18 protein-coding genes are annotated in these 18,885 nt (G+C 64.4%); 15 read left to right on the forward strand and 3 right to left on the reverse strand.

The genetic code is table 11. The features are described from left to right. Nucleotides 1-114: 114 nt before the first annotated feature. The 3 genes from JFU57_RS29480 to JFU57_RS29490 all read left to right on the forward strand — a co-directional run bounded on the left by JFU57_RS29480 (nt 115) and on the right by JFU57_RS29490 (nt 4,152). The gene (locus JFU57_RS29480) at nt 115-1,266 is read left to right on the forward strand and encodes an MFS transporter (protein ID WP_078473293.1); all 1,152 of its coding nucleotides are present in this window, start codon (nt 115-117) and stop codon (nt 1,264-1,266) included. A gap of 37 nt (nt 1,267-1,303) precedes the next feature. Further along, nucleotides 1,304-2,800, forward strand: a complete 1,497-nt coding sequence (gene pdxR, locus JFU57_RS29485; RefSeq protein WP_201131699.1) for a MocR-like pyridoxine biosynthesis transcription factor PdxR — start codon at nt 1,304-1,306, stop codon at nt 2,798-2,800. 149 nt (nt 2,801-2,949) lie between these two features. After that, nucleotides 2,950-4,152 carry a benzoate/H(+) symporter BenE family transporter gene (locus JFU57_RS29490; RefSeq protein WP_201131700.1) on the forward strand — a complete coding sequence of 401 codons (1,203 nt, stop codon included), beginning with the start codon at nt 2,950-2,952 and terminating at the stop codon, nt 4,150-4,152. A 40-nt stretch (nt 4,153-4,192) separates the two neighbouring features. On the opposite strand, the gene JFU57_RS29495 is transcribed toward JFU57_RS29490, so the two are convergent. The 3 genes from JFU57_RS29495 to JFU57_RS29505 all read right to left on the reverse strand — a co-directional run bounded on the left by JFU57_RS29495 (nt 4,193) and on the right by JFU57_RS29505 (nt 8,265). Further along, complete coding sequence (locus JFU57_RS29495; protein ID WP_201131701.1) at nt 4,193-6,643, reverse strand: TonB-dependent siderophore receptor; 2,451 nt, start codon at nt 6,641-6,643, stop codon at nt 4,193-4,195. A 97-nt stretch (nt 6,644-6,740) separates the two neighbouring features. Continuing rightward, on the reverse strand, nt 6,741-7,724 hold the full coding sequence (locus JFU57_RS29500) for a FecR family protein (protein ID WP_078473301.1): 984 nt from the start codon (nt 7,722-7,724) through the stop codon (nt 6,741-6,743). Between the two features lie 40 nt (nt 7,725-7,764). Next, nucleotides 7,765-8,265, reverse strand: a complete 501-nt coding sequence (locus JFU57_RS29505) for a sigma-70 family RNA polymerase sigma factor (protein ID WP_078473302.1) — start codon at nt 8,263-8,265, stop codon at nt 7,765-7,767. A 386-nt stretch (nt 8,266-8,651) separates the two neighbouring features. On the opposite strand from JFU57_RS29505, the gene JFU57_RS29510 reads away from it, so the two are divergent. The 12 genes from JFU57_RS29510 to JFU57_RS29570 all read left to right on the forward strand — a co-directional run bounded on the left by JFU57_RS29510 (nt 8,652) and on the right by JFU57_RS29570 (nt 18,878). Beyond that, nucleotides 8,652-8,948 (forward strand): hypothetical protein, encoded by a 297-nt coding sequence (locus tag JFU57_RS29510; protein ID WP_078473303.1) that lies wholly within the window; start codon nt 8,652-8,654, stop codon nt 8,946-8,948. 85 nt (nt 8,949-9,033) lie between these two features. After that, complete coding sequence (locus tag JFU57_RS29515) at nt 9,034-9,477, forward strand: hypothetical protein (RefSeq protein ID WP_201131702.1); 444 nt, start codon at nt 9,034-9,036, stop codon at nt 9,475-9,477. Between the two features lie 39 nt (nt 9,478-9,516). Beyond that, nucleotides 9,517-10,002 (forward strand): hypothetical protein, encoded by a 486-nt coding sequence (locus tag JFU57_RS29520; RefSeq protein ID WP_201131703.1) that lies wholly within the window; start codon nt 9,517-9,519, stop codon nt 10,000-10,002. A 137-nt stretch (nt 10,003-10,139) separates the two neighbouring features. Next, complete coding sequence (locus tag JFU57_RS29525; RefSeq protein ID WP_078473306.1) at nt 10,140-10,694, forward strand: UPF0149 family protein; 555 nt, start codon at nt 10,140-10,142, stop codon at nt 10,692-10,694. Between the two features lie 40 nt (nt 10,695-10,734). Continuing rightward, nucleotides 10,735-11,436, forward strand: a complete 702-nt coding sequence (locus JFU57_RS29530) for a hypothetical protein (RefSeq protein ID WP_201131704.1) — start codon at nt 10,735-10,737, stop codon at nt 11,434-11,436. Nucleotides 11,437-11,559: 123 nt separating this feature from the next. Further along, on the forward strand, nt 11,560-12,201 hold the full coding sequence (locus tag JFU57_RS29535; protein ID WP_078473307.1) for a LysE family translocator: 642 nt from the start codon (nt 11,560-11,562) through the stop codon (nt 12,199-12,201). A gap of 108 nt (nt 12,202-12,309) precedes the next feature. Continuing rightward, the gene (locus JFU57_RS29540; protein WP_201131705.1) at nt 12,310-13,200 is read left to right on the forward strand and encodes a serine hydrolase domain-containing protein; all 891 of its coding nucleotides are present in this window, start codon (nt 12,310-12,312) and stop codon (nt 13,198-13,200) included. A gap of 86 nt (nt 13,201-13,286) precedes the next feature. Further along, the gene (locus JFU57_RS29545; protein WP_020296139.1) at nt 13,287-13,997 is read left to right on the forward strand and encodes a FadR/GntR family transcriptional regulator; all 711 of its coding nucleotides are present in this window, start codon (nt 13,287-13,289) and stop codon (nt 13,995-13,997) included. 110 nt (nt 13,998-14,107) lie between these two features. After that, a complete protein-coding gene (gene lhgO / locus JFU57_RS29550; RefSeq protein WP_201131706.1) occupies nt 14,108-15,301 on the forward strand; it encodes an L-2-hydroxyglutarate oxidase in 1,194 nt (397 codons plus the stop codon). A 164-nt stretch (nt 15,302-15,465) separates the two neighbouring features. Next, a complete protein-coding gene (locus JFU57_RS29555; RefSeq protein WP_020296141.1) occupies nt 15,466-16,794 on the forward strand; it encodes an MFS transporter in 1,329 nt (442 codons plus the stop codon). A 162-nt stretch (nt 16,795-16,956) separates the two neighbouring features. Further along, nucleotides 16,957-17,739 carry a nucleotidyltransferase domain-containing protein gene (locus tag JFU57_RS29560; RefSeq protein ID WP_201131707.1) on the forward strand — a complete coding sequence of 261 codons (783 nt, stop codon included), beginning with the start codon at nt 16,957-16,959 and terminating at the stop codon, nt 17,737-17,739. Between the two features lie 443 nt (nt 17,740-18,182). Then, entirely contained in the window at nt 18,183-18,878 is a 696-nt protein-coding gene (locus tag JFU57_RS29570) for a tRNA (adenine(22)-N(1))-methyltransferase (protein ID WP_342032584.1), read from the forward strand. Nucleotides 18,879-18,885: the final 7 nt, after the last annotated feature.

Here is an 18,885-nt window from a genome sequence, read left to right on the forward strand (position 1 = left end):
TTTTCTGTTAACCCGCATCACAGGTGTATCGGCAATGGGTCGTGAATTCGGCGCATCGGCTAACCCGGCAGCAACGGCATCAGGTGCTGCCCCGGGTCACCGCCAAGGACTTTTATGACAGCCAGCAACCCCCATACCCAGGCCGCTCCCGGCCGCCTCGAACAGATGTCGACGCGCATCGCCTTTTTTATCGCCGGTTTCGGCATCGCCGCCTGGGCGCCGCTGGTGCCTTACGCCAAGGCCCGCGCCGGGCTGGATGAGGGCACGCTGGGCCTGTTGCTGCTGTGCCTGGGGGTGGGCTCGATCATTTCGATGCCAATCGCCGGCGCCCTGGCCTCGCGCTTCGGCTGCCGCCGAGTCATGGCCGGGGGCACGCTGTTGATCTGCCTGGCCCTGCCGCTGCTGGCCACGGTGACCTCGATCCCGCTGCTGGTGGGGGCGTTGTTTATGTTTGGCGCCGGCCTGGGCTGCGTCGATTCCACGGTCAACCTGCAAGCGGTGATCGTCGAGCGGGCCAGCGGCAAGACCATGATGTCGGGCTTCCATGGCCTGTTCAGCCTCGGCGGGATCGTCGGCGCCGCCGGGGTCAGCGCCTTGCTCGGCCTGGGCCTGGCGCCGCTGGGCGCCACCCTGGTGGTGGTGCTGTTGATGCTGGTCGCACTGTTCAAGGCCGCGCCGCACATGCTGCCCTACGGCAGCCAGAGCAGCGGCCCAGCCTTTGCCATCCCCCATGGCGTGGTGCTGTTTATCGGTTGCCTGTGCTTTATCGTGTTTCTCGCCGAGGGCGCGGTGCTGGACTGGAGCGCGGTGTTCCTCACCGCCGAGCGCAACCTCGACGCCGCCTATGCCGGCCTCGGTTATGCCGCCTTCGCCCTGACCATGACGGTCGGCCGCCTGACCGGCGACGCCATCGTGCACAAGCTGGGGGCCAGGCGGGTGATTGTGTTCGGTGGCCTGACCGCCGCGGCCGGCCTGCTGCTGGCCACCCTGGCCCCGGCCTGGGAAGCGGCGCTGGTGGGCTATGCCCTGGTCGGCGCCGGTTGCTCGAACATCGTGCCGGTGCTGTATACCGCCGTGGGCAAACAAACCGTCATGCCCGAAAGCATCGCGGTCCCGGCCATCACCACCCTGGGTTATGCCGGGATTCTCGCCGGCCCGGCCGTGATCGGTTTTATCGCCCACGGCAGCAGCCTCAGCATTGCCTTCGCCCTGATCGCGGTGATGCTGCTGGGGGTGGCGGCCAGCGGCAAAGTGCTGAAAGTGTGAACACCCCAACCGCTTGCCCTGCGGCGTGGCGCTGGCCATGAAGCTCAACTTCGAGCTCGACATCCTGAAGATGCGCATCGCCGACCCCGCGTTGCACACCCTGGAGTTGCGCGTGCGGGTACAGCGCGCCTTGCGCCAGCTGATCCTGGACGGGGTGCTGCCTCCCGGCTGCCGCCTGCCCGCCACCCGCAGCCTGTCCAGCTCGCTGAACCTGTCCCGCGATACCGTGGAAATGGCCTACGTCCAATTGCAACTGGACGGCTACATCTGCCGGCGTCCGGGGTCGGGCAGTTACGTTTCGAGCAAGATCGGCCCCGACCTGCACGGCCAGCCACAGAAAAAACGCCACGCCGGCGCGCCTCGATCGACCCCGGCGGCGGTGGCCCCGGCACTCAGCCAGCGCGGCGCACAGATCCTCGCCAGCGGCGGCGTGACCGACCAGCAGAGGGTCCAGGCCTTTGTCACCGGGCTACCGGAAACCCGCAGCTTCCCGATGGCGCTCTGGGAGCGCCTGCAACGCCAGGCCCAGAAGGATTGCCGACACAGCGGCATGCTGCATGGCGACCCCCAGGGCGCCGAGCCCCTGCGCCAGGCCATCGCCGGCTACCTGAACCTGGAACGCGGGGCGCGGGTCGATGCCGACCAGGTGCTGGTGCTGAGCAGCACCCGCCAGGCCCTGTATCTCTGCGCCCAGGTGCTGGTGGATGCCGGGCAACCGATCCTGATGGAAGACCCGGGCTATTTCGGCGCGCGCAAGGCCTTCGAGATGGCCCAGCTCAAGGTGGTGCCGATTGCAGTGGATCGCCACGGCCTGAACACCGAGCAGTTGCAGGCTGATCGCAGCGGCGCCAACACCCTGTATGTGACGCCTTCGCACCAATACCCCACGGGCGTCACCCTGGCCCTGGAACGGCGACTGGAACTCACCGCCTGGGCCGCCGAGCGCCAGGGCTGGATCATCGAAGACGACTACGACAGCCAGTTCCACTACGAAGGCCTGCCCACGGCCTGCGTCCAGGGCCTGGACCGCCACCAGCGCACCCTGTACGTGGGCACTTTCAGCAAGTCGCTGTACCCCGGCCTGCGCATGGGGTTCGTGGTATTGCCCCGGGAGCTGGTGGCGCCCATGACCTACGCCCGCAGCATCCTCGATGGCCACACGCCGCAGATCGCCCAGTTGACCCTGGCCCGGTTTATCGACGGCGGCCATTTCGGCGCCCATGTGCGGGCCATGCGCAAGATCTACGCCGTGCGCCGCGAGGCCATGGCCGCAGCCGTTGGCCGGCATCTGGCGGGTATCGTCCAGGCCCAGTTGCCCCCCGGCGGCCTGCAGATGCCTTGCCTGCTGGCCAAAGGCTGGAACGAGGCCGAGACCCTCACCCTGGCCGCCCGCGCCGGCCTCCAACTGCCCGGGCTGAGCCGCCTGTATGCCCGTCCGCCGGCCAATGGCGGCTGGCTGCTGGGGTTTTCCGCACTGACGCCCCACGAGATCGACAGCGCCATGCAGCGCCTGGCCAAGGCCCTGCAACGCTAGGGCCTATCCTCGGCAAAGTGGTCTGCTGCACTTGGCGAAACCGGACTGATTGAAACCACCATTGCCCACCTAAGCTAGCGCTCTTCAACGCCAGGGCCGCAGCCGCCTGCTCACGCAAGCCCGCGGCCCCCTCAGCCAGGAACGAGCCCATGCCCCACACCGCCCTACGCCCCAGCGACTTGCTGGCCCCCATCCTTGCCGCGCTGATTTCCGTCATCGTCAATTACGGCGGCACCTTTGTCCTGGTGTTCCAGGCCGCGCAATTGGGCCACCTGAGCCCGGCCCAGACCGCGTCCTGGGTCTGGTCGGTGAGCATCGGCGTCGGCCTTACCGGCGCCTGGCTGAGCTACCGCTACCGCGAGCCGATCATCACCGCCTGGTCGACGCCGGGGGTGGCCTTCCTGGCGACGATCATGCCCTTTACCCCCTACGGCGAAGTCATCGGCGCCTACGTGATCAGCGCCATCGGCTTTATTCTGCTGGGCCTGTCGGGGGCCTTCGAGCGCCTGGTACGGCTGATCCCCGGGGGCATCGCCGCCGGGCTGCTGGCCGGGATCCTGCTGCAATTCGGGATCAATGCCTTTGGCGGCGCGAGCGCCGACCCGTTGCTGGTGATTGTGCTGGTCGTGGCCTACGCGCTGTTGCGGCGCTTCACCTCACGTTTTGCGGTGGTCGGGATCCTGGCGATCGGCATGGCCCTGTTGCTGCTTCAGGAGCGCGTCGACCTGCACAGCGTCCACCTGAGCCTGGCAGCGCCGGTGTTTGAACGGCCGCAGTTCTCCATGGGCGCATTCCTCGGGGTGGCCCTGCCGCTGTTCGTCATCACCCTGACCGGCCAGTACATGCCCGGCATGCTGGTGCTGCGCAACGATGGCTTCAAGACCAGCGCCAACCCGATTCTCGGCATCACCGGCCTGGGGTCGCTGCTGATGGCGCCTTTCGGGGCCCATGCCTTCAACGTCGCTGCCATCACCGCTGCCATCTGCACCGGCCCGGATGCCCACCCGCAACCCGCCAAGCGTTACATCGCCGGCCTGGCCTGCGGCCTGTTCTATGTGCTGGTGGGGGTGTTCGGAGTGACCCTGGCGAGCCTGTTCATGATCCTGCCACGCACTTTTGTCACGACCCTGGCCGGCCTGGCATTGCTCGGCGCCATCGGTGGCAGCCTGGCCAACGCCATGGCCGAGGTGCGGACCCGGGAAACCGCGCTGATCACTTTCCTGGCCACCGCGGCCAATGTGACCTTGCTCGGTGTCGGCGGCGCCTTCTGGGGGTTGGTGGCCGGCCTGGTGGCGCACCTGCTGATGCACGGTGGGCGCCAGGCAGCGACGCCCGGCACTGCCACCCGCTGACAGAACAGCCCGGCACCCACCCGGGTGCCGGGCACGGGCATCAGAAGCCGACGCTGGCCTGGACGAAGAAGGTCCGTGGGGCGCCGACATAGAGCCCGGAGTTGTTGTCGCTGGAGCGGGTGTAGTACTGGCGGTCGAAGATGTTTTTCACCCCGGCGCCAAGCTTGAGGTTCGACAACTGCGAACCGAAGTCATAGCCGCCCCGCAGGTTCCAGGTCACGTAGCCGGGGATATCACCGTACCGCCCGTCCGCCGTGCCTTCGGTGATGTAGTTGCTGTTGAAGCTGCCATTGGTGTTGACCATGCTCCCCGGCGAACGCTGCCTGGACTGGGCGAACGCATCGACGTTATAGGTCCAGCGGTTGATGTCGTAGCGCAGGCCCAGGGTCGCCACCTGGCGCGAATAGAACGGCAGGTCGCGGTCCTTGAAGGCGTCGCTGCCGCCCTGGTACGTGGCCCGGGTGTAGGTGAAGCCGGCATTCGCGGTCAGGCCGTCCAGCCGTGGGTCGAGCGTCCCCAGCTCGTAATGCACCGAGGCTTCGAGGCCTTGGTGCTTGGTGGCCCCGAGGTTGGTCCAGCCCACGTCGTTGCTGATGTATTGCAGCTCGTCGGAGAAGTCGATGTAGAACGCCGTCAGCTCCCCGCCCCACACGTCATCGTTGTAGCGCGTACCGATTTCGTAGGTCTTGGCCTTCTCCGGGTTCAGGCCGTTGGCGGTCTGGTCGCCGACGCCGCCCTGGCCCAGCTGGAAATACTGCAGGCTGCCGAACGAGGTCTCGTAGTTGGCGAACAGCTTCCAGGCATCGGACAGGTGATACATCACGCTCAGGGCCGGCAGCGGCTCGTTGCTGTTGATCTCGCGGCGCTTCTCCGGCACTCGCGTGCCCGTGGTGCCCTGGTCGCCCAGGACCGGGCGGTCGTGCCATTCGGTACGGATGCTCTCGAAGCGAATGCCCGGGGTGACGGTCCAGTTGCCGACATCGATCTTGTCGTCGAGGTAGAACGCATTGGCCTCGGTGCCGCCGGTGCGGTCCTGGTACACATGGCCGTCAGCCTTGGCGGTGGCCACCGGCTGGTTGTTGATCAGCTCCAGGGCACTGGCCTGCTCATGCATGCCTTCCTTGAGGTAGCGATAACCGACGCTGGCTTCCTGGGTGGTCGGCCCCAGGTCGAACACATGGGACAGCCGTGGCTCGACGCCGAAGGTGTAGTAGGTGCGCGGGTAGGACACCAGGGTCTTCTGGTCGCGCGCGGCGATGTTGCTGCCACGGAAACTGTCGGAGTAGTAGGTCAGCACTTCGAACTGGGTGCGGTCGTCGATCTGGCGCAGGTACTTGAACGACACATCCTTGCGCCGGCCGCTGAAGGTGTCCCAGTCGCGGTCGGACTGGTAGGGATCGGCGTCGTACTGCTTCTGGGTCAGGCCCCCGGGCATGTCGGCGGTGGCGTCGTAGTAGTGGAAATTCAGCGAGAAATCGTCCTGATCGGTCGGCGCCCAGTGGGTCTTGAGGATCACATCGTCGATGTCGTTATCGTTATTGCTGCGCCGGTAGCCATTGCCGTTGACCCCGGAATACAGCAGCGCCACCCCCATGCCGTTGTCGGCGGTGCCGCCCAGGAAGGCGCTGTCGATGTGCTTCCAGCCACCACTGCGAGAGGTTTCCAGGGTGGTGCCGATTTCTCCGGTGGCGTGCTCGGGAATGGCGCGGGTCACGAAGTTGATCACCCCGCCGACGTTCTGCGGCCCATAGCGCACGGAACCGGCGCCCCGCACCACGTCGACGCTGTCGAGGTTGCCGGTCGAAATCGGCGCCATGGACAACTGCGGCTGGCCATAGGGCGCGAACGCTGCGGGCACGCCATCGATCAGCACCGTGGAGCGCGGCGACAGGCGCGAGGTCAGGCCGCGCACCCCGACGTTCAGGGAAATATCACTGCCGCCGGTGCCGTTGGCGTCCTGCACCTGGACCCCGGGTACCCGGCGCAACACATCGCCGACATTCATCGCCCCCTGCTCGACCATGGCTTCGCGGCGGATCACCGTGCGCGCCCCCGGGTGGTTTTGCACCACGGCGGCGTTGGCATCCCCCAGCCAGTCCCCCACCACCTTGATGTCGGTGACGCCCAGCTCCAGCGGAGCATTGGCCACAGGTGCCGGGCTCAGGGTCACCGAACTGCCGTCGATCTGGTAATCCAGGCCGCTGCCCTGGAGCAACTGGCGCAGGGCCTGCTCCGGCGACAGGCTGCCCTGCACCGCCGGGGCCTGTTTGCCGGCCACCAGCTCGGGGCTGAAAAACACCTGCAGCGAAGTCTGCAAGCCCAACTGACTCAGGGCCTGGGCCAGGGGCTGGGCCTGGATGTGAATCGCACTCGGTGCCTGCTCGGCATGGGCCTGGGACAGCCCGGCGCTGACCGCCAGGGCCAGAGCCAGCGGCAGCCAGCGTGACGTCGGCAGGGCACGGTTGGGGTTCTTGAGATCGAGGTTATTCACGTCGCAGCTTGTCCTGTTGAGCGCAAAGAAGTGCGGCTGTTAATGCAAACCAGTTGCAGTTGGACAAGAAGACGAAGAACTCGAAAAAAACCTGAATCTAACGCGCAATTATTTCCTGGCTGCCATCGGCATGGGTCTGCACCGCCACTGGCAGGATGCTGGGCAAGGCCTTGAGCAGGGCGTCGGTGTCGTCACAGCGGAACACACTGGTCAAACGCAGATTGGCCACCGCCGGGTTGTCGACGCGCAGCGGTTGCTGGCGATAACGCGACACTTCAGCCGCCACGTCAGCCAGGCTCGCGTTGTTGAACACCAGCTTGCCGTTGCGCCAGGCCGTGAGTGCCTCGGGGTCGACCGCATGGGCCGCAGCCACCGTGCCGTTGCTGTCGATCCGCGTGCCGAGGCCGGCGGTGAGGCTGACAAAATCACCTTCAGCAGCGTCGCGGCCCTGCACCTTGACCGTGCCCTGCTCCACTGCAACCCGGGTCTGGCCGGCGTCGCGGCGCACATCGAAGCGGGTCCCGGTGACCGTGACCTTGCCCGGCCCGGCGGCCACCACAAAGGGCCGGCTGCTGTCGTGTTCGACGCTGAACATGGCCTCGCCTTCGCTCAATTCGATATGGCGCTGGCCTTTTTCGTAGCGCACCTGCAACCGGCTGCGGCTGTTGAGGTCGATCTGCGAACCGTCCGGCAGCGCCACATGGCGGCGCTCGCCCAGGGCGGTGGCAAACTCCGCGCTGTAGGAGGCCGGCTGGTTCAGGCCACTGAACAACCCCAGCCCCACGGCCACCGCCAGCACGCTGGCCGCCAGGGCGTAACGCAACATCGGACGGCGCCGGGCAGGTGGCGCCGGGTCCTTGCACAAGGCCTGCAAACGTTCCCGTGGCAACAGGTCGGTGGCGCTCCACAGGGTCTGCAGCAGTTGAAATTCATCCCGGTGCTGCGGGTGCTCGGCCAGCCAGGCGTCGAACCCCTGCCGCTCTTCAGCGCTCAGCGCGGGCTCTTGCAGACGCACGAACCATAGCGCCGCCTCATCGCGCACCGTCGCCGGTCCGCACGCGCAATCACGGCTATCCATCATGGAAGTTCCTGTTTGGCAGAGGGTGAAAAGTCTCGGCGGCTCATGGCATCGGCCCGTCCAGGCGGTCACGCAGATGCCGCAGGGTGCGGATCATATACTTTTCCACCATGTTTTTTGACAGGCCCAGGCGCTCGGCGATTTCCGCCTGGGTCAGGCCTTCAATCTTCTGCCAGACAAACGCCTTGCGGCAGTTCAGCGGCAACTCGGCAAGGGCCTGTTCAATGGAGTCAGCAAGCTGGATCGCGTGCATGAAATGCTCCGGGTCGCCGGTCGGCGGCGTGCTGTGATGAATCGCTTCCAGTTCCATGGCCCCGCGCCGGTCTTCGCGACGATAGCCGTCCACCGCAATGTTGCGTGCGGTCTGGTGCAGATAGGCCCGTGGCTGCTCGACCTTGTCCGGGTCCGACTCCAGCACCCGGACAAAGGTGTCGTGGGCCAGGTCTTCAGCCTGCTGACGGTTTTTCAGCCGACGCGTCCAGGTGCCGATCAACTCTTCGTAGTACTCGAAAAAGCCTGGTCTGCGGGGCGGCTGGGGAGTCATCGCGGTGTGCTGGGGGACTGGGGGCGTGAATAGTAATGCTTCTTATTAAACCCAGCAATTGATTAGAAGGGCGCCCATGCTGGAAGTACTGGCCAGCCCTCGGAACATCATCGATTTCGACGGACGCTGGATCACCGGGCACACCGCAGCAGATGAGGTGTTCGGCCTGCCAGGGAGTGCCGGCCATGCACGTCCGTCGCAAAGTCGTCTAAATCGCGGGACGAGGCCTAATCTAGAGCGTGATACATCTCGTTTCCGGGATGAGTCATTCCACTCGGCAGCAGGGACACTCGACCGCCGAGCTACCACCCCTTCAAGTACACAAGGAACAGGGAGTAAGGAATAACCCGGCAAGGCCGCAGGCTTTGCTATCGGAGCGCGTCACCATGAACAGCACCCGAGACAGCATGGTTCTCACCCTCAAGATCATTGCGATCTTTGTCATCCTGATCAGCAGCGCCCACCTGGTTCTGATCCCGCTGTTGGCCCCAGGCATGAGGAGCGGCTGCATCCTTATCGCCGGCGCCGCAGCCGCAGCCCTGTTCGGGGCCTCCATCGGCTATAGGGCGGTCGATGACATGCTGCTGGTCAAGCTCGGCTTGAGTGCCTGCTACGCCGCCATCACCACCCTGCTGGTGCTTTTACTATCGGTATTTATAATGCGCCACGGCGTAACGGTCTGAGGGTTGCCAGGCGCGTTCAGCCAACCCGGGACTTGCCCCCATCACCGACTGTTCAAGCTCGATTTTCTACAAGGAACGTACCTGCATGCAGCGCATCCCTGGTCTGTGCGCCCTGCTCGGCCTGCTGCTGGCCAGCGCCAGCGTCGTGGCCGACAACGCCGCCGACGAACACTTGTATTACTCCATGGTTCCCGGCCATTACGCGCTGATCGGCCAGGCGCCCGACGGCGGCGCCGCCTACTCCGGCAGCGCTGAAATCACCTTCAGCAACGGCGCCCTGACCCTGGTCAAAACCATCAATGGCCAGACCACCACCGCCATTGGCAAGGTGGCGCGGGCGACCATGGCCGAGGCCGATGTGCTGGCATTCAGTTGGCCGGGGCACGGCGCCACGTGCCTGGTGCGCGGCGACCTGGATAACTACAGCCGCCTGAGCTGCTACTGGACCCGCAACGGCGTGGACCACCAGCAACCGGGCCTGGAGGCCTACTTCCCGACCGCGACCTGGCCCGCCAATCGCGACCGCTAGCCACTCGCGCTTTTTTGACCCACAACCCGAGCCCGCCCCATGAAAATCGAACTGCTGGACCAGCACATGATCGGCCACTGGGACGTCAACCCGAGCATCACCCAGTGCGAGTTCCAGTTCGCCACCACCCTGATCTACGTCGAGCACGCCAAGGGCCAGTCGCCCGCCGCACGCATCGCCCTGGCCCAGCAAACGGTCCAGGCCACCTGGGATGACCTGCCCGCCGCCCTGACATTTGCCGAGCAGGTCAGCCGGCCGCAGATGAGCGAGTTCTGGGCGCTGTATGCCCACAACCAACTCCAGGGCTCACCGCTGATGGTGTATTCGATCCACTACACCCTCGCCAGCCCATCCCCCGAGTACAGCCTGTCGTACAACCCGGATTTCCCCTGGGAGCTTGAAGTATTCGCCCCGGATGACCTGTTGCACGAGCGGCCGATCCCCCTGGAGCGCTACGCCCCGGCGGATGATGTGTGGTTTTCGGTATGGCGCCTGGGAGCGGGGCATTTTTGCAGCCAGGCCTGAACCCGACGTCCCTTGCCTGCGACCGGCGAGCGCCGGTGGATAATCGGCGCTGGAAAAAACCGCCACAAGGCCCATCCTCCGCGACTTTTTCAAACACGGCGTCGCCCTGGCGCCCCGACTTGCCAAGGATCATTGCCATGCCAGACCAACCCTTGAACGCCGCTGACTTCGACGTGATCGAGAACACCCTGCTGCAATACGGTGACGATCACTCGGTGCTCAACCCTTCGGAACTCGACGGCTACTTCACCGCCCTGGTTTCCAGCCCTGCTCGGGTCGACATCGCCGAGTGGTTCCCGGCCATCTGGGGCGGGCAGAACCCGGACTGGGACAGCCCGGAACAAGGCAAGCAGTTCATCGAACTCTGCGTGCGCCACATGAACACCCTGGCCAGCCAGCTGGCACTGGACGCCTCGGCCTTCAAGGCACGTTTTGAAACCACCGAACACCAGGGCCAGCCCCTGACCCTGGCCGAAGAATGGTGCTTCGGTTACCTGCGCGGCGTCGCCGTGGGCAACTGGCCGCAAATGCCGGCGCCCCAGGCCGCCCTGCTGCAATCGATCATCGAGTGCGCCGAACAGGACAACTTCGAACTGCCGGCCGACCTCAACGTGGCCCTGCACAATCAGCGCGTGGCAGCCATCGAACCGGCGGCGCGCAGCCTGCACAACTACTGGCTGGATCGGCGCTAGTCACTCACTAAACACTGATTTACAGGGATGAATCTTTCATATGCTCACATGGATCAAAGAACTGTTGAAGCTTAATAACCCGGCGCCAGAACAACCGCAGAACGTGGTGCAGAGCAGCCCGATCGCCCAGACGTTTGAGGAGTATCTGGGCGGTCTGGCTAACTGCGACCTGGAAAACCCTGCAGATTTCTATTACCGGACGGAGGCCGCCGAGAAGTGGAGCAAATACTTCTCAACCGAGTTCACCGTTACCTGCCGAAATAGCGCTGGCGCGAGCGGGACGCTACCCCAAGATCTAAAAATGAATGCTCCCATTAGAGCTGCTGCGGCCGGGAATCTGGTGTATGTGTTTTACTACTACGACTCGCTCGCCTTCGTAACAGAGAAAATCAACGACTATCACTTGAAAATCACCGACTCGGACACAGATCATTTTTCATCTTCTGCGAAATGGATGACTCTTTGCTTTCTCGCCCGATATAAAAGAAATACTCCTGCATTAAATGGCAAGCAAAGCTATGTCGACGGCACACAAAACTCCCCCGACTGCCGATACATCATCTGCAATAGCAACTGCATCACCATCCCCCGAGAGGATATTCAGATTCACCTGAATGGACATTGGTATTCGTTACCCGCAATCACTGATCCAACCCTCGGGGACTTCATGGTGCAGTGGGCGGCGGACGGAGAAATATCAGGCACCCGAGCCCAATCCTTACTGAGCGCACTTCAGGTCTGAGTAACAGCCCTGACGCAATAAGCATCAACTGCATTTTTCTGTAAATGCAGAGCAAAAACCGAACGGTGATTTGCCCTGCACTTTCCCTATAGAATTCGACGTCCTCTTACAGCGAGTCATGAAATGGATGTTCACTCGGTTTTGACCTACACCCTAGTCGCGGCAATCTCCATCGCCAGCCCTGGCCCGGCCACCCTGGTGGCCTTGCACAACAGCGTGGCCTACGGCGCGAAATCGACCCTGTGGTCGTCGCTGGGCAATGTCAGCGGCCTGTTTTGCATGTCCGCGGCGGCGATGCTGGGCCTTGGGGCATTGATCGCCAGCTCCGAAATCATCTTCAACGCGGTGAAAATCGCCGGCGCCGGCTACCTGTTTTACCTGGGCGCCAAGCACCTGTTGAAGAAGGAACCGGTGCTTTCGGCCAGCAGCGACGGGAGCCCCGAGGGCCAGATGCCGCCGCGCTCGAAGCTGTTCAAGTCGGCGTTCCTGACCGCCGCCACCAACCCCAAGGCGACGATTTTCTTCACCGCGCTGTTCCCGCAATTCATCGATCAAAACGCAGCGCTGGTGCCGCAGTTTTTCATCCTGACCCTGATCTTCATGGCCTTGTCGCTGATCTCCCTCAGCATCTACGCGCTGCTGGCCTCGCGGGCCAAGGGTGTACTGACCCGGCCGGCGTTTTCCAAGTGGGTCAACCGCGTGGTGGGCTCCACGTTCATCTTCTTCGGCAGCGCCATCCTGACCATGCGCCGGCAAACGGCGTAATCCGTTCAAGGGCGGCCTGCCGTGCAGCTGTGGCGAGGGAGTAAGCTCCTTCGCCACAGCTGAGCGAACATGGCCCCGCCCCAGACCGACCGTGTGTAGACCCCGCCCATGACTTTCTCCCTCGTCGCCAACGGCCACCTCATCCCCCCCACGCAACCCGACGCCGTCATTCCCTGGTGGAGTTTTACCAAGACCGTGCTCGCGGCGACCGCCCTGTCCCTGGTCCGTGACGGGTTGCTGACCCTCGACGAACCGCTGGCCGAAGGGCCGTTCAGCCTGCGCCAATTGCTCCGCCACGAAGCCGGGTTGGCCGATTACAGCGAGCTGGCGGATTACCACGCCGCCGTGGCCCGGCATGACACCCCGTGGTCGGCCGAGGAGATGCTGCAACGCCTGGATGCCGGGCGCCTGCGCTATCCACCGGGCAGTGGCTGGCGGTACTCCAACGTCGGTTATCTGTGGCTCACCCGGGTGATCGAGCGGGTCAGCGGCCTGGCGTTGCACCAGGCCCTGAGCCAGCGGGTACTGGCGCCCCTGAAGGTGTCGGATGTGCGACTGGCCCGTACTCGCGCCGACCTGGCAACAGTAGCGATGGGCGACTGCCCGGACTACGACCCGGGCTGGGTATACCACGGGCTGCTGGTCGGTCCCTTGGCGCAGGCGGCGCTGCTCCTCGAACGCCTGCTGAACGGGGATCTGCTGCCCCCGGCGCTGTTGCAGGCGATGCAGACGCCACGCCTGCTCGGCGGGCCGATTGCCGGGCGCCCCTGGACCGCGCCGGGCTACGGCCTGGGCCTGATGTGCGGCGCGGTGGCCGGCGGCTTGAGCTTGAGCGGCCACACCGGCTCCGGTCCCGGCAGCGTGCTGGCGGTGTATCACGCGGTGCATGGCAGCCACAGCGCCAGTTGCGCGGTATGGCAGGCCGGGGGCGATCAGGGCGCAGTCGAGGCCGAAGTGGTCGCCCGTTTGCAGGCTGAGCTGGGGCTGATTCCAGGTTGATTCGGCAAACGCGCCAACACTCATCTGCTTGACAACAGAAATTCCAAACGTCTATTGTCTGACAACCTGACTACCAAGGTTGTCTTATGCTTGAGCTCCAGCGCCCCGACTCTCTCGTGATGCGTGTTGTCAGCGTTATCCGCGCCGAGATCGAATCCGGGAACCTCGCTCCCGAGTCGCGCCTGCCCACCGAACAGCAATTGGCCGAACAGCTGAGCGTCAGCCGTTCGGTGATTCGCGAGGCCATTGCCCAGCTCAAGGCCGACGGGGTATTGATCGCCCGTCGCGGCCTCGGTTCGTTCATCTCCCAGACCCCGGCCGGGACGGTGTTTCGCTTCCCGACCCAGAACACTCGCCGGCCACAGCTGACGCAGATGTTCGAGATGCGCCTGTGGATCGAAACCCAGGCCGCCTCGATTGCCGCCCAGCGCCGTGACGAGCAGGACCTGCAACGCATGCAGCAGGCCTTGCAGGAAATGCACGACAAACGCAGCGATTTCGAAGCCGCCGCCCTGGCCGACGTGGCCTTCCACCGCGCCATTGCCGAAGCCAGTAAAAACGAATACTTCGTGGCCTTTCATGACTTCCTCAGAAGCCAGTTGGCCACCGCACGCAAAACCGCCTGGGAAAACTCGGCGTCGCGCTTTGTCGGCGGTTCGGCCGATGCGACCCAGGAACACCAGGCTATGTACCAGGCCATCGCCGCTGGCGACCGGCAAGCTGCAGCCGCCTGCGCCGATGCGCACTTGCGCGCCTCCGCCAAGCGCTTGCAACTTGAGTTGCCAGCCACCGACTGAGCCCATGAACCCCTGAATATTGAGCGCGTGCTGCGGCACGCCGACTTTTGCCACATGCATTAGTCTGACAACCTGATAACTAGACCTGCTGATCCAAGGTAACCCTCACAATGATTTATGATTTTTGCATCATCGGCGGCGGCATCGTCGGCCTGGCCACCGCGATGGAACTGCTCAAGCGCCAGCCCGGCGCCTCCCTGGTCATCCTGGAAAAAGAAGGCACCCTGGCCAAACACCAGACCGGGCACAACAGCGGCGTGATCCATGCCGGCATCTACTACGCACCGGGCAGCCTCAAGGCCGACCTGTGCAAGCGCGGCGCCGAGGCCACCAAGCAGTTCTGCACCGAGCACGGGATCAAGTTCGAGGTCTGCGGCAAGCTGCTGGTGGCCTCCACGCCACTGGAGGTGGAGCGCATGCAGGCGCTGTACGCCCGCTCCCAACTCAATGGCATGAAGGTCGAACGCCTCGATGCCGATGAACTGCGCCAGCGCGAGCCGAATATCGTCGGCCTGGGCGGGTTGTTTCTCGACGCCACCGGCATCGTCGACTATCGCGAAGTCTGCCAGACCATGGCCCGGGTGATCCGTGCCGGCGGCGGGGAAATCTGTCTCGACCGCACCGTGACCGCCATCCAGGAAAGCCTCGACCACGTCAGTGTCAGCACCCATGACGGCACCTGGCAGGCGAAGAAACTGGTGGTCTGCGCCGGTCTGCAATCCGACCGCCTGGCGACAATGTCCGGGATCAGGATCGAGCACCAGATCATCCCGTTTCGCGGCGAATACTTCCGCCTGCCGGCGTCGAAAAACAACATCGTCAACCACCTGATCTACCCCATCCCCGACCCGGAGCTGCCGTTCCTCGGGGTGCACCTGACACGGATGATCGACGGCAGCGTCACGGTCGGGCCCAACGCGGTACTGGGCCTGGGGCGCGAGAACTACAAGAAGTTCTCGATCAACTGGCGCGATGTGGCGCAGTACGCGAGCTTCCCCGGGTTCTGGAAAACCATCTGGCAAAACCTCGGTTCCGGCAGCGTTGAGATGAAGAACTCGCTGTTCAAGTCCGGCTACCTGGAGCAATGCCGCAAGTATTGCCCGTCGCTGAACATCGACGACCTGCTGCCCTACGAAGCCGGTATCCGGGCCCAGGCGGTGATGCGTGACGGCAGCCTGGTGCATGATTTCCTGTTCGCCCAGACCTCGCGCATGCTCCATGTGTGCAATGCGCCCTCACCGGCCGCGACTTCGGCCATTCCCATCGGCGAGATGATTGCCGACCGCATGTTCCAGCACCCCTGATCCGCCCACGGCACTGCCCGAGTCACCACCCGGGCGGCCGCGTCGTGCTCGCACCACGGCTTCGGCCAGGTGCACGTACCCAGCCTGCGGGCCCGAACAGGGCCTGCGGAGCGCAATAAGTGTCCATTTGAAAATAAATATAATGATTCATGAGGAAGTCCGGAATGACCGCAGTTACCCCCCCAAGCCCTGCAGCGGAAACCCCGCAACAAACCAAAAAGCGCCTGCGCAAAGTCGCCGCTGCCACCATCTTCGGTTCGATGCTGGAGTGGTACGACTTTTACCTGTACGCGACCATGGCCGCGATCGTGTTTTCGAAAATCTTCTTCGATAACAGCGACCCGAAAACCGCGACCCTGATGGCTTTCTCGACCTTTGCCATCGGTTTTATCGCGCGCCCGTTCGGCGGCATCCTGTTCGGTTACCTGGGCGACAAGTTCGGCCGCAAGCAAGTGCTGGTGGTGACCTTCTGCATGATGGGCGTGTGCACCACGCTGATCGGCCTGATCCCCAGTTACGCCTCGATCGGCATCTGGGCCCCCATCGTGCTGGTAGCGGTGCGGATCATCCAGGGCCTGGGTGCCGGTGCCGAATTGTCCGGCGCGGCCGTGACTTCCTACGAACACGCCAGCGAAGGCAAGCGCGGCAGCCAGGGAGCCTGGCCGGCGCTGGGCCTGAACCTGGGCCTGCTGCTGTCGTCGCTGACCGTGTACTTGCTGACCATCAACGGCAACGAGTTCCTGCTGCAAGGCGGCTGGCGCATCCCGTTTATCTGCAGCATCGCCCTGGTCGGCGTCGGCCTGTGGGTGCGCAACAGCATCCCGGAAACCCCGGAATTCAACCAACTGAGCCAGGAGCCGGCAAAAGCCAAGGCGTCGCCGCTCAAGGCCCTGTTCAAAAACGACCTCAAAGGCCTGGCGGTGGTGTTCTTCGTCGCGGTTGGCTACAACGCCCTGAGCTACATCTTCAAGACCTTTTCCTTGGCCTACCTCACCCAGTTCAAGGGCGTAGACGTACACGTCACCTCGTTGTCGGTGACCATCGCCAGCCTGGTGGCCATCGTCGCCGTGCCGTTCTTCGGCTGGCTGTGCGACCGCTGGAGCAGCAAAACCGTGCTGATGCTCGGCGGGGTGTTCTCGCTGCTGTTCGCCTACCCGTTCCTGGCCCTGCTCAACACCGGTGAAAGCCTGATGATCTACATCGCCATCGGCGTCGGCACCGGGATCCTCGCGCCGATGATGTTCGCCCCCCAGGGTTCGTTCCTCAGCCGCCAGTTCCCGACCCAGACCCGCTCCTCGGGCTTCGGCACCGGCCGTGAAATCGGCACCGCCATCGCCGGCGGCCTGGCCCCGCTGGGCGCCCTGTCCCTGGTCTCGGCCTCGGCCACCCACTCCACCGACGGCGTGGTGATCATCCTCGGCATCGCCTCGCTGCTAGTGGTGGTGTTCGCCCTGCTCGACCAGGGGCGCAAGCACTCGACGTTCAAGAACTGAGGCCATCACGGGTTCAGCCCCCCTCACCTGCAACGAGGGGGGACCTGTAGCCGCAGCCTCGTGCCTCGGCAGTGGCTAGGGGTTTTGGCACCGTTGGGGGTAACACCTCAAACCCGGGCTGTTAAGATCCCCCGCTTACTCAAGAGCCACAGGCCCACCCCCATGCCCTCTCGCCAACCGGACGGCGTCGATGCGGACGGTTTTATTCCGGCCGCTCCCAGCCAGCCTTTGCCTGCGCCTTTCCAGCCGTTGCTGGATGATCTGTGCCGCACCCTGACGGCCGAGGCCGGCGCCTTGCTCGATGGCATTTACCTGTATGGCAGCGTGGCCCGGGGCAGCGCCAAACCTGGCGTTTCGGACCTGGACGTGACCCTGGTCCTGCACCAGCCGCCGGATGCAGCAGCCCTCGCCACCCTTGAAGCCCTGCGCCTGGCTCTGGCCGCGCGGCACCCGGAGGTGGTGAAGATCGACTTCGATATCGGCAGCCGCCAGCAAGTGCTGGATCCGCAGCACCTGTACAGCTGGGGCTACTGGCTCAAGCACCACTGCCGCTGCCTATGGGGCACTGACCTGGCAGCACACTTCGCCCCGTTCAGGCCATCGCGCGCCATCGCCCTGGCACTCAATGGGGATTTCTACCCGGTGCTCAGCCGCTATGCCGATCAGATCGATCAGCCTGCGCAGCCGAGCGAGGTCAAACGCCTGCAACGCGAGGCCTCGCGAAAGCTGATCCGTGCGACCAACATCCTGCGCTCGGATCAGGCCCCTGGCTGGCCCCATACCCTGGAGGAGCACGTGGCGCAGTTCGTCCAGCGCTATCCGGCGCAACAGGCGCAGATCGAATTCTTCCTGCGCCATAGCCAGCAGCCCACGGCCTCGGCCGAGGAATTCACGGCGCGGCTACGGGATTTTTTCGGGTGGTGTCGGCAGGCATCCGGGCAGTAATCCAGGGACGTTGAGGCGGATCTTGCACCAGCGAAGGAGGTCGCCATCACGACGCGTGCCGGCCACATATTCATCCATTCGAATAGGTGAATGTGTCGCCTTTGCTCATCTCCCCCGAGGCACCCTGACTGCTTCAAGCCTGTTCCAACCCCTGCCCCTTGGCGGCCTGGCGCTTAAAAACCGGAGCGCCCTGCCGTCCCTGACTCGCTCGCGCAGCTCGCGATCGGGCAATATCCCCAACGAGCTGATGGCCACCTATTACGGCAGCGGGCCGGTGCCGGGTTGCTGGCGGACCTGGATTGTGGAGTGCTGAGGGCCTGCATGCCCCTGGAACAACGCCATGACCCCGGTCGCCTGAATTTGAAATACCCGGCATTGCCCGCCACAATCGCGCCCCGATCTGGCCAACGCTGCCGGACGCTCGTGCTGAAAAGGGGTTGCCGTTGAACCAACAGACATTGTCCAAGCGCCTTGAGCGCGTGGCGGCGCATGTGCCCGCCGGAGCGCGCCTGGCCGATATCGGCTCGGATCACGGCTACCTGCCGGTGGCCTTGATGCGCCGTGGCGCGATCTCGGCGGCGGTGGCCGGCGAGGTGGCATTGACCCCCTTCCATGCTGCCGAACGTACGGTACGCGAGAACGATCTGACATCGCTCATCACTGTGCGCCTGGCCAACGGCCTGGCGGCGATCGAGGCGCGGGACGGGATCACTGCCATCAGCATCTGTGGCATGGGCGGCGAGACCATCCGCGACATCCTCGACTGCGGCAAGGCCCACCTCAACGGCCAGGAACGGCTGATCCTGCAACCCAACGGCGGCGAGCCGCCACTGCGCCAATGGCTGATGGACAATGGCTACCGCATCCTCGCTGAGGAGGTGCTGCAGGAAAACCGCTTCGACTACGAAATCATCGTCGCCGAGCGCGACAAGCCGGTGCGCTACAGCGCCCGGGAACTGTACTTCGGCCCGCTGCACATGCAGGCCCGCAGCCCGGCGTTCCTGCTCAAGTGGCAGCGCAGGTTGCGCCAGAAGCACAAGACCCTGGCCGACTTTGCCCGGGCGCAGCAGGCGGTGCCCGAGGAAAAGGTCCAGGACGTCGCCCGCCAGGCGCAGTGGATCACCGAACTGCTGGCGTGACATCTCT

It is taken from the genome of Pseudomonas sp. TH07, assembly GCF_016651285.1.
GTDB lineage: Bacteria > Pseudomonadota > Gammaproteobacteria > Pseudomonadales > Pseudomonadaceae > Aquipseudomonas.

Bases quoted from the DNA above. Each gene is read 5' to 3' on its own strand.
- pdxR (WP_201131699.1), top strand. From the start codon at position 1,304: ATGAAGCTCAACTTCGAGCTCGACATCCTGAAGATGCGCATCGCCGAC.
- JFU57_RS29560 (WP_201131707.1), top strand. From the start codon at position 16,957: ATGCCCTCTCGCCAACCGGACGGCGTCGATGCGGACGGTTTTATTCCG.
- JFU57_RS29510 (WP_078473303.1), top strand. From the start codon at position 8,652: ATGAACAGCACCCGAGACAGCATGGTTCTCACCCTCAAGATCATTGCG.
- JFU57_RS29480 (WP_078473293.1), top strand. From the start codon at position 115: ATGACAGCCAGCAACCCCCATACCCAGGCCGCTCCCGGCCGCCTCGAA.
- JFU57_RS29530 (WP_201131704.1), top strand. From the start codon at position 10,735: ATGCTCACATGGATCAAAGAACTGTTGAAGCTTAATAACCCGGCGCCA.
- JFU57_RS29545 (WP_020296139.1), top strand. From the start codon at position 13,287: ATGCTTGAGCTCCAGCGCCCCGACTCTCTCGTGATGCGTGTTGTCAGC.
- JFU57_RS29525 (WP_078473306.1), top strand. From the start codon at position 10,140: ATGCCAGACCAACCCTTGAACGCCGCTGACTTCGACGTGATCGAGAAC.
- JFU57_RS29535 (WP_078473307.1), top strand. From the start codon at position 11,560: ATGGATGTTCACTCGGTTTTGACCTACACCCTAGTCGCGGCAATCTCC.
- JFU57_RS29520 (WP_201131703.1), top strand. From the start codon at position 9,517: ATGAAAATCGAACTGCTGGACCAGCACATGATCGGCCACTGGGACGTC.
- JFU57_RS29505 (WP_078473302.1), bottom strand. From the start codon at position 8,265: ATGACTCCCCAGCCGCCCCGCAGACCAGGCTTTTTCGAGTACTACGAA.
- JFU57_RS29500 (WP_078473301.1), bottom strand. From the start codon at position 7,724: ATGATGGATAGCCGTGATTGCGCGTGCGGACCGGCGACGGTGCGCGAT.
- JFU57_RS29515 (WP_201131702.1), top strand. From the start codon at position 9,034: ATGCAGCGCATCCCTGGTCTGTGCGCCCTGCTCGGCCTGCTGCTGGCC.
- JFU57_RS29540 (WP_201131705.1), top strand. From the start codon at position 12,310: ATGACTTTCTCCCTCGTCGCCAACGGCCACCTCATCCCCCCCACGCAA.
- lhgO (WP_201131706.1), top strand. From the start codon at position 14,108: ATGATTTATGATTTTTGCATCATCGGCGGCGGCATCGTCGGCCTGGCC.
- JFU57_RS29555 (WP_020296141.1), top strand. From the start codon at position 15,466: ATGACCGCAGTTACCCCCCCAAGCCCTGCAGCGGAAACCCCGCAACAA.
- JFU57_RS29490 (WP_201131700.1), top strand. From the start codon at position 2,950: ATGCCCCACACCGCCCTACGCCCCAGCGACTTGCTGGCCCCCATCCTT.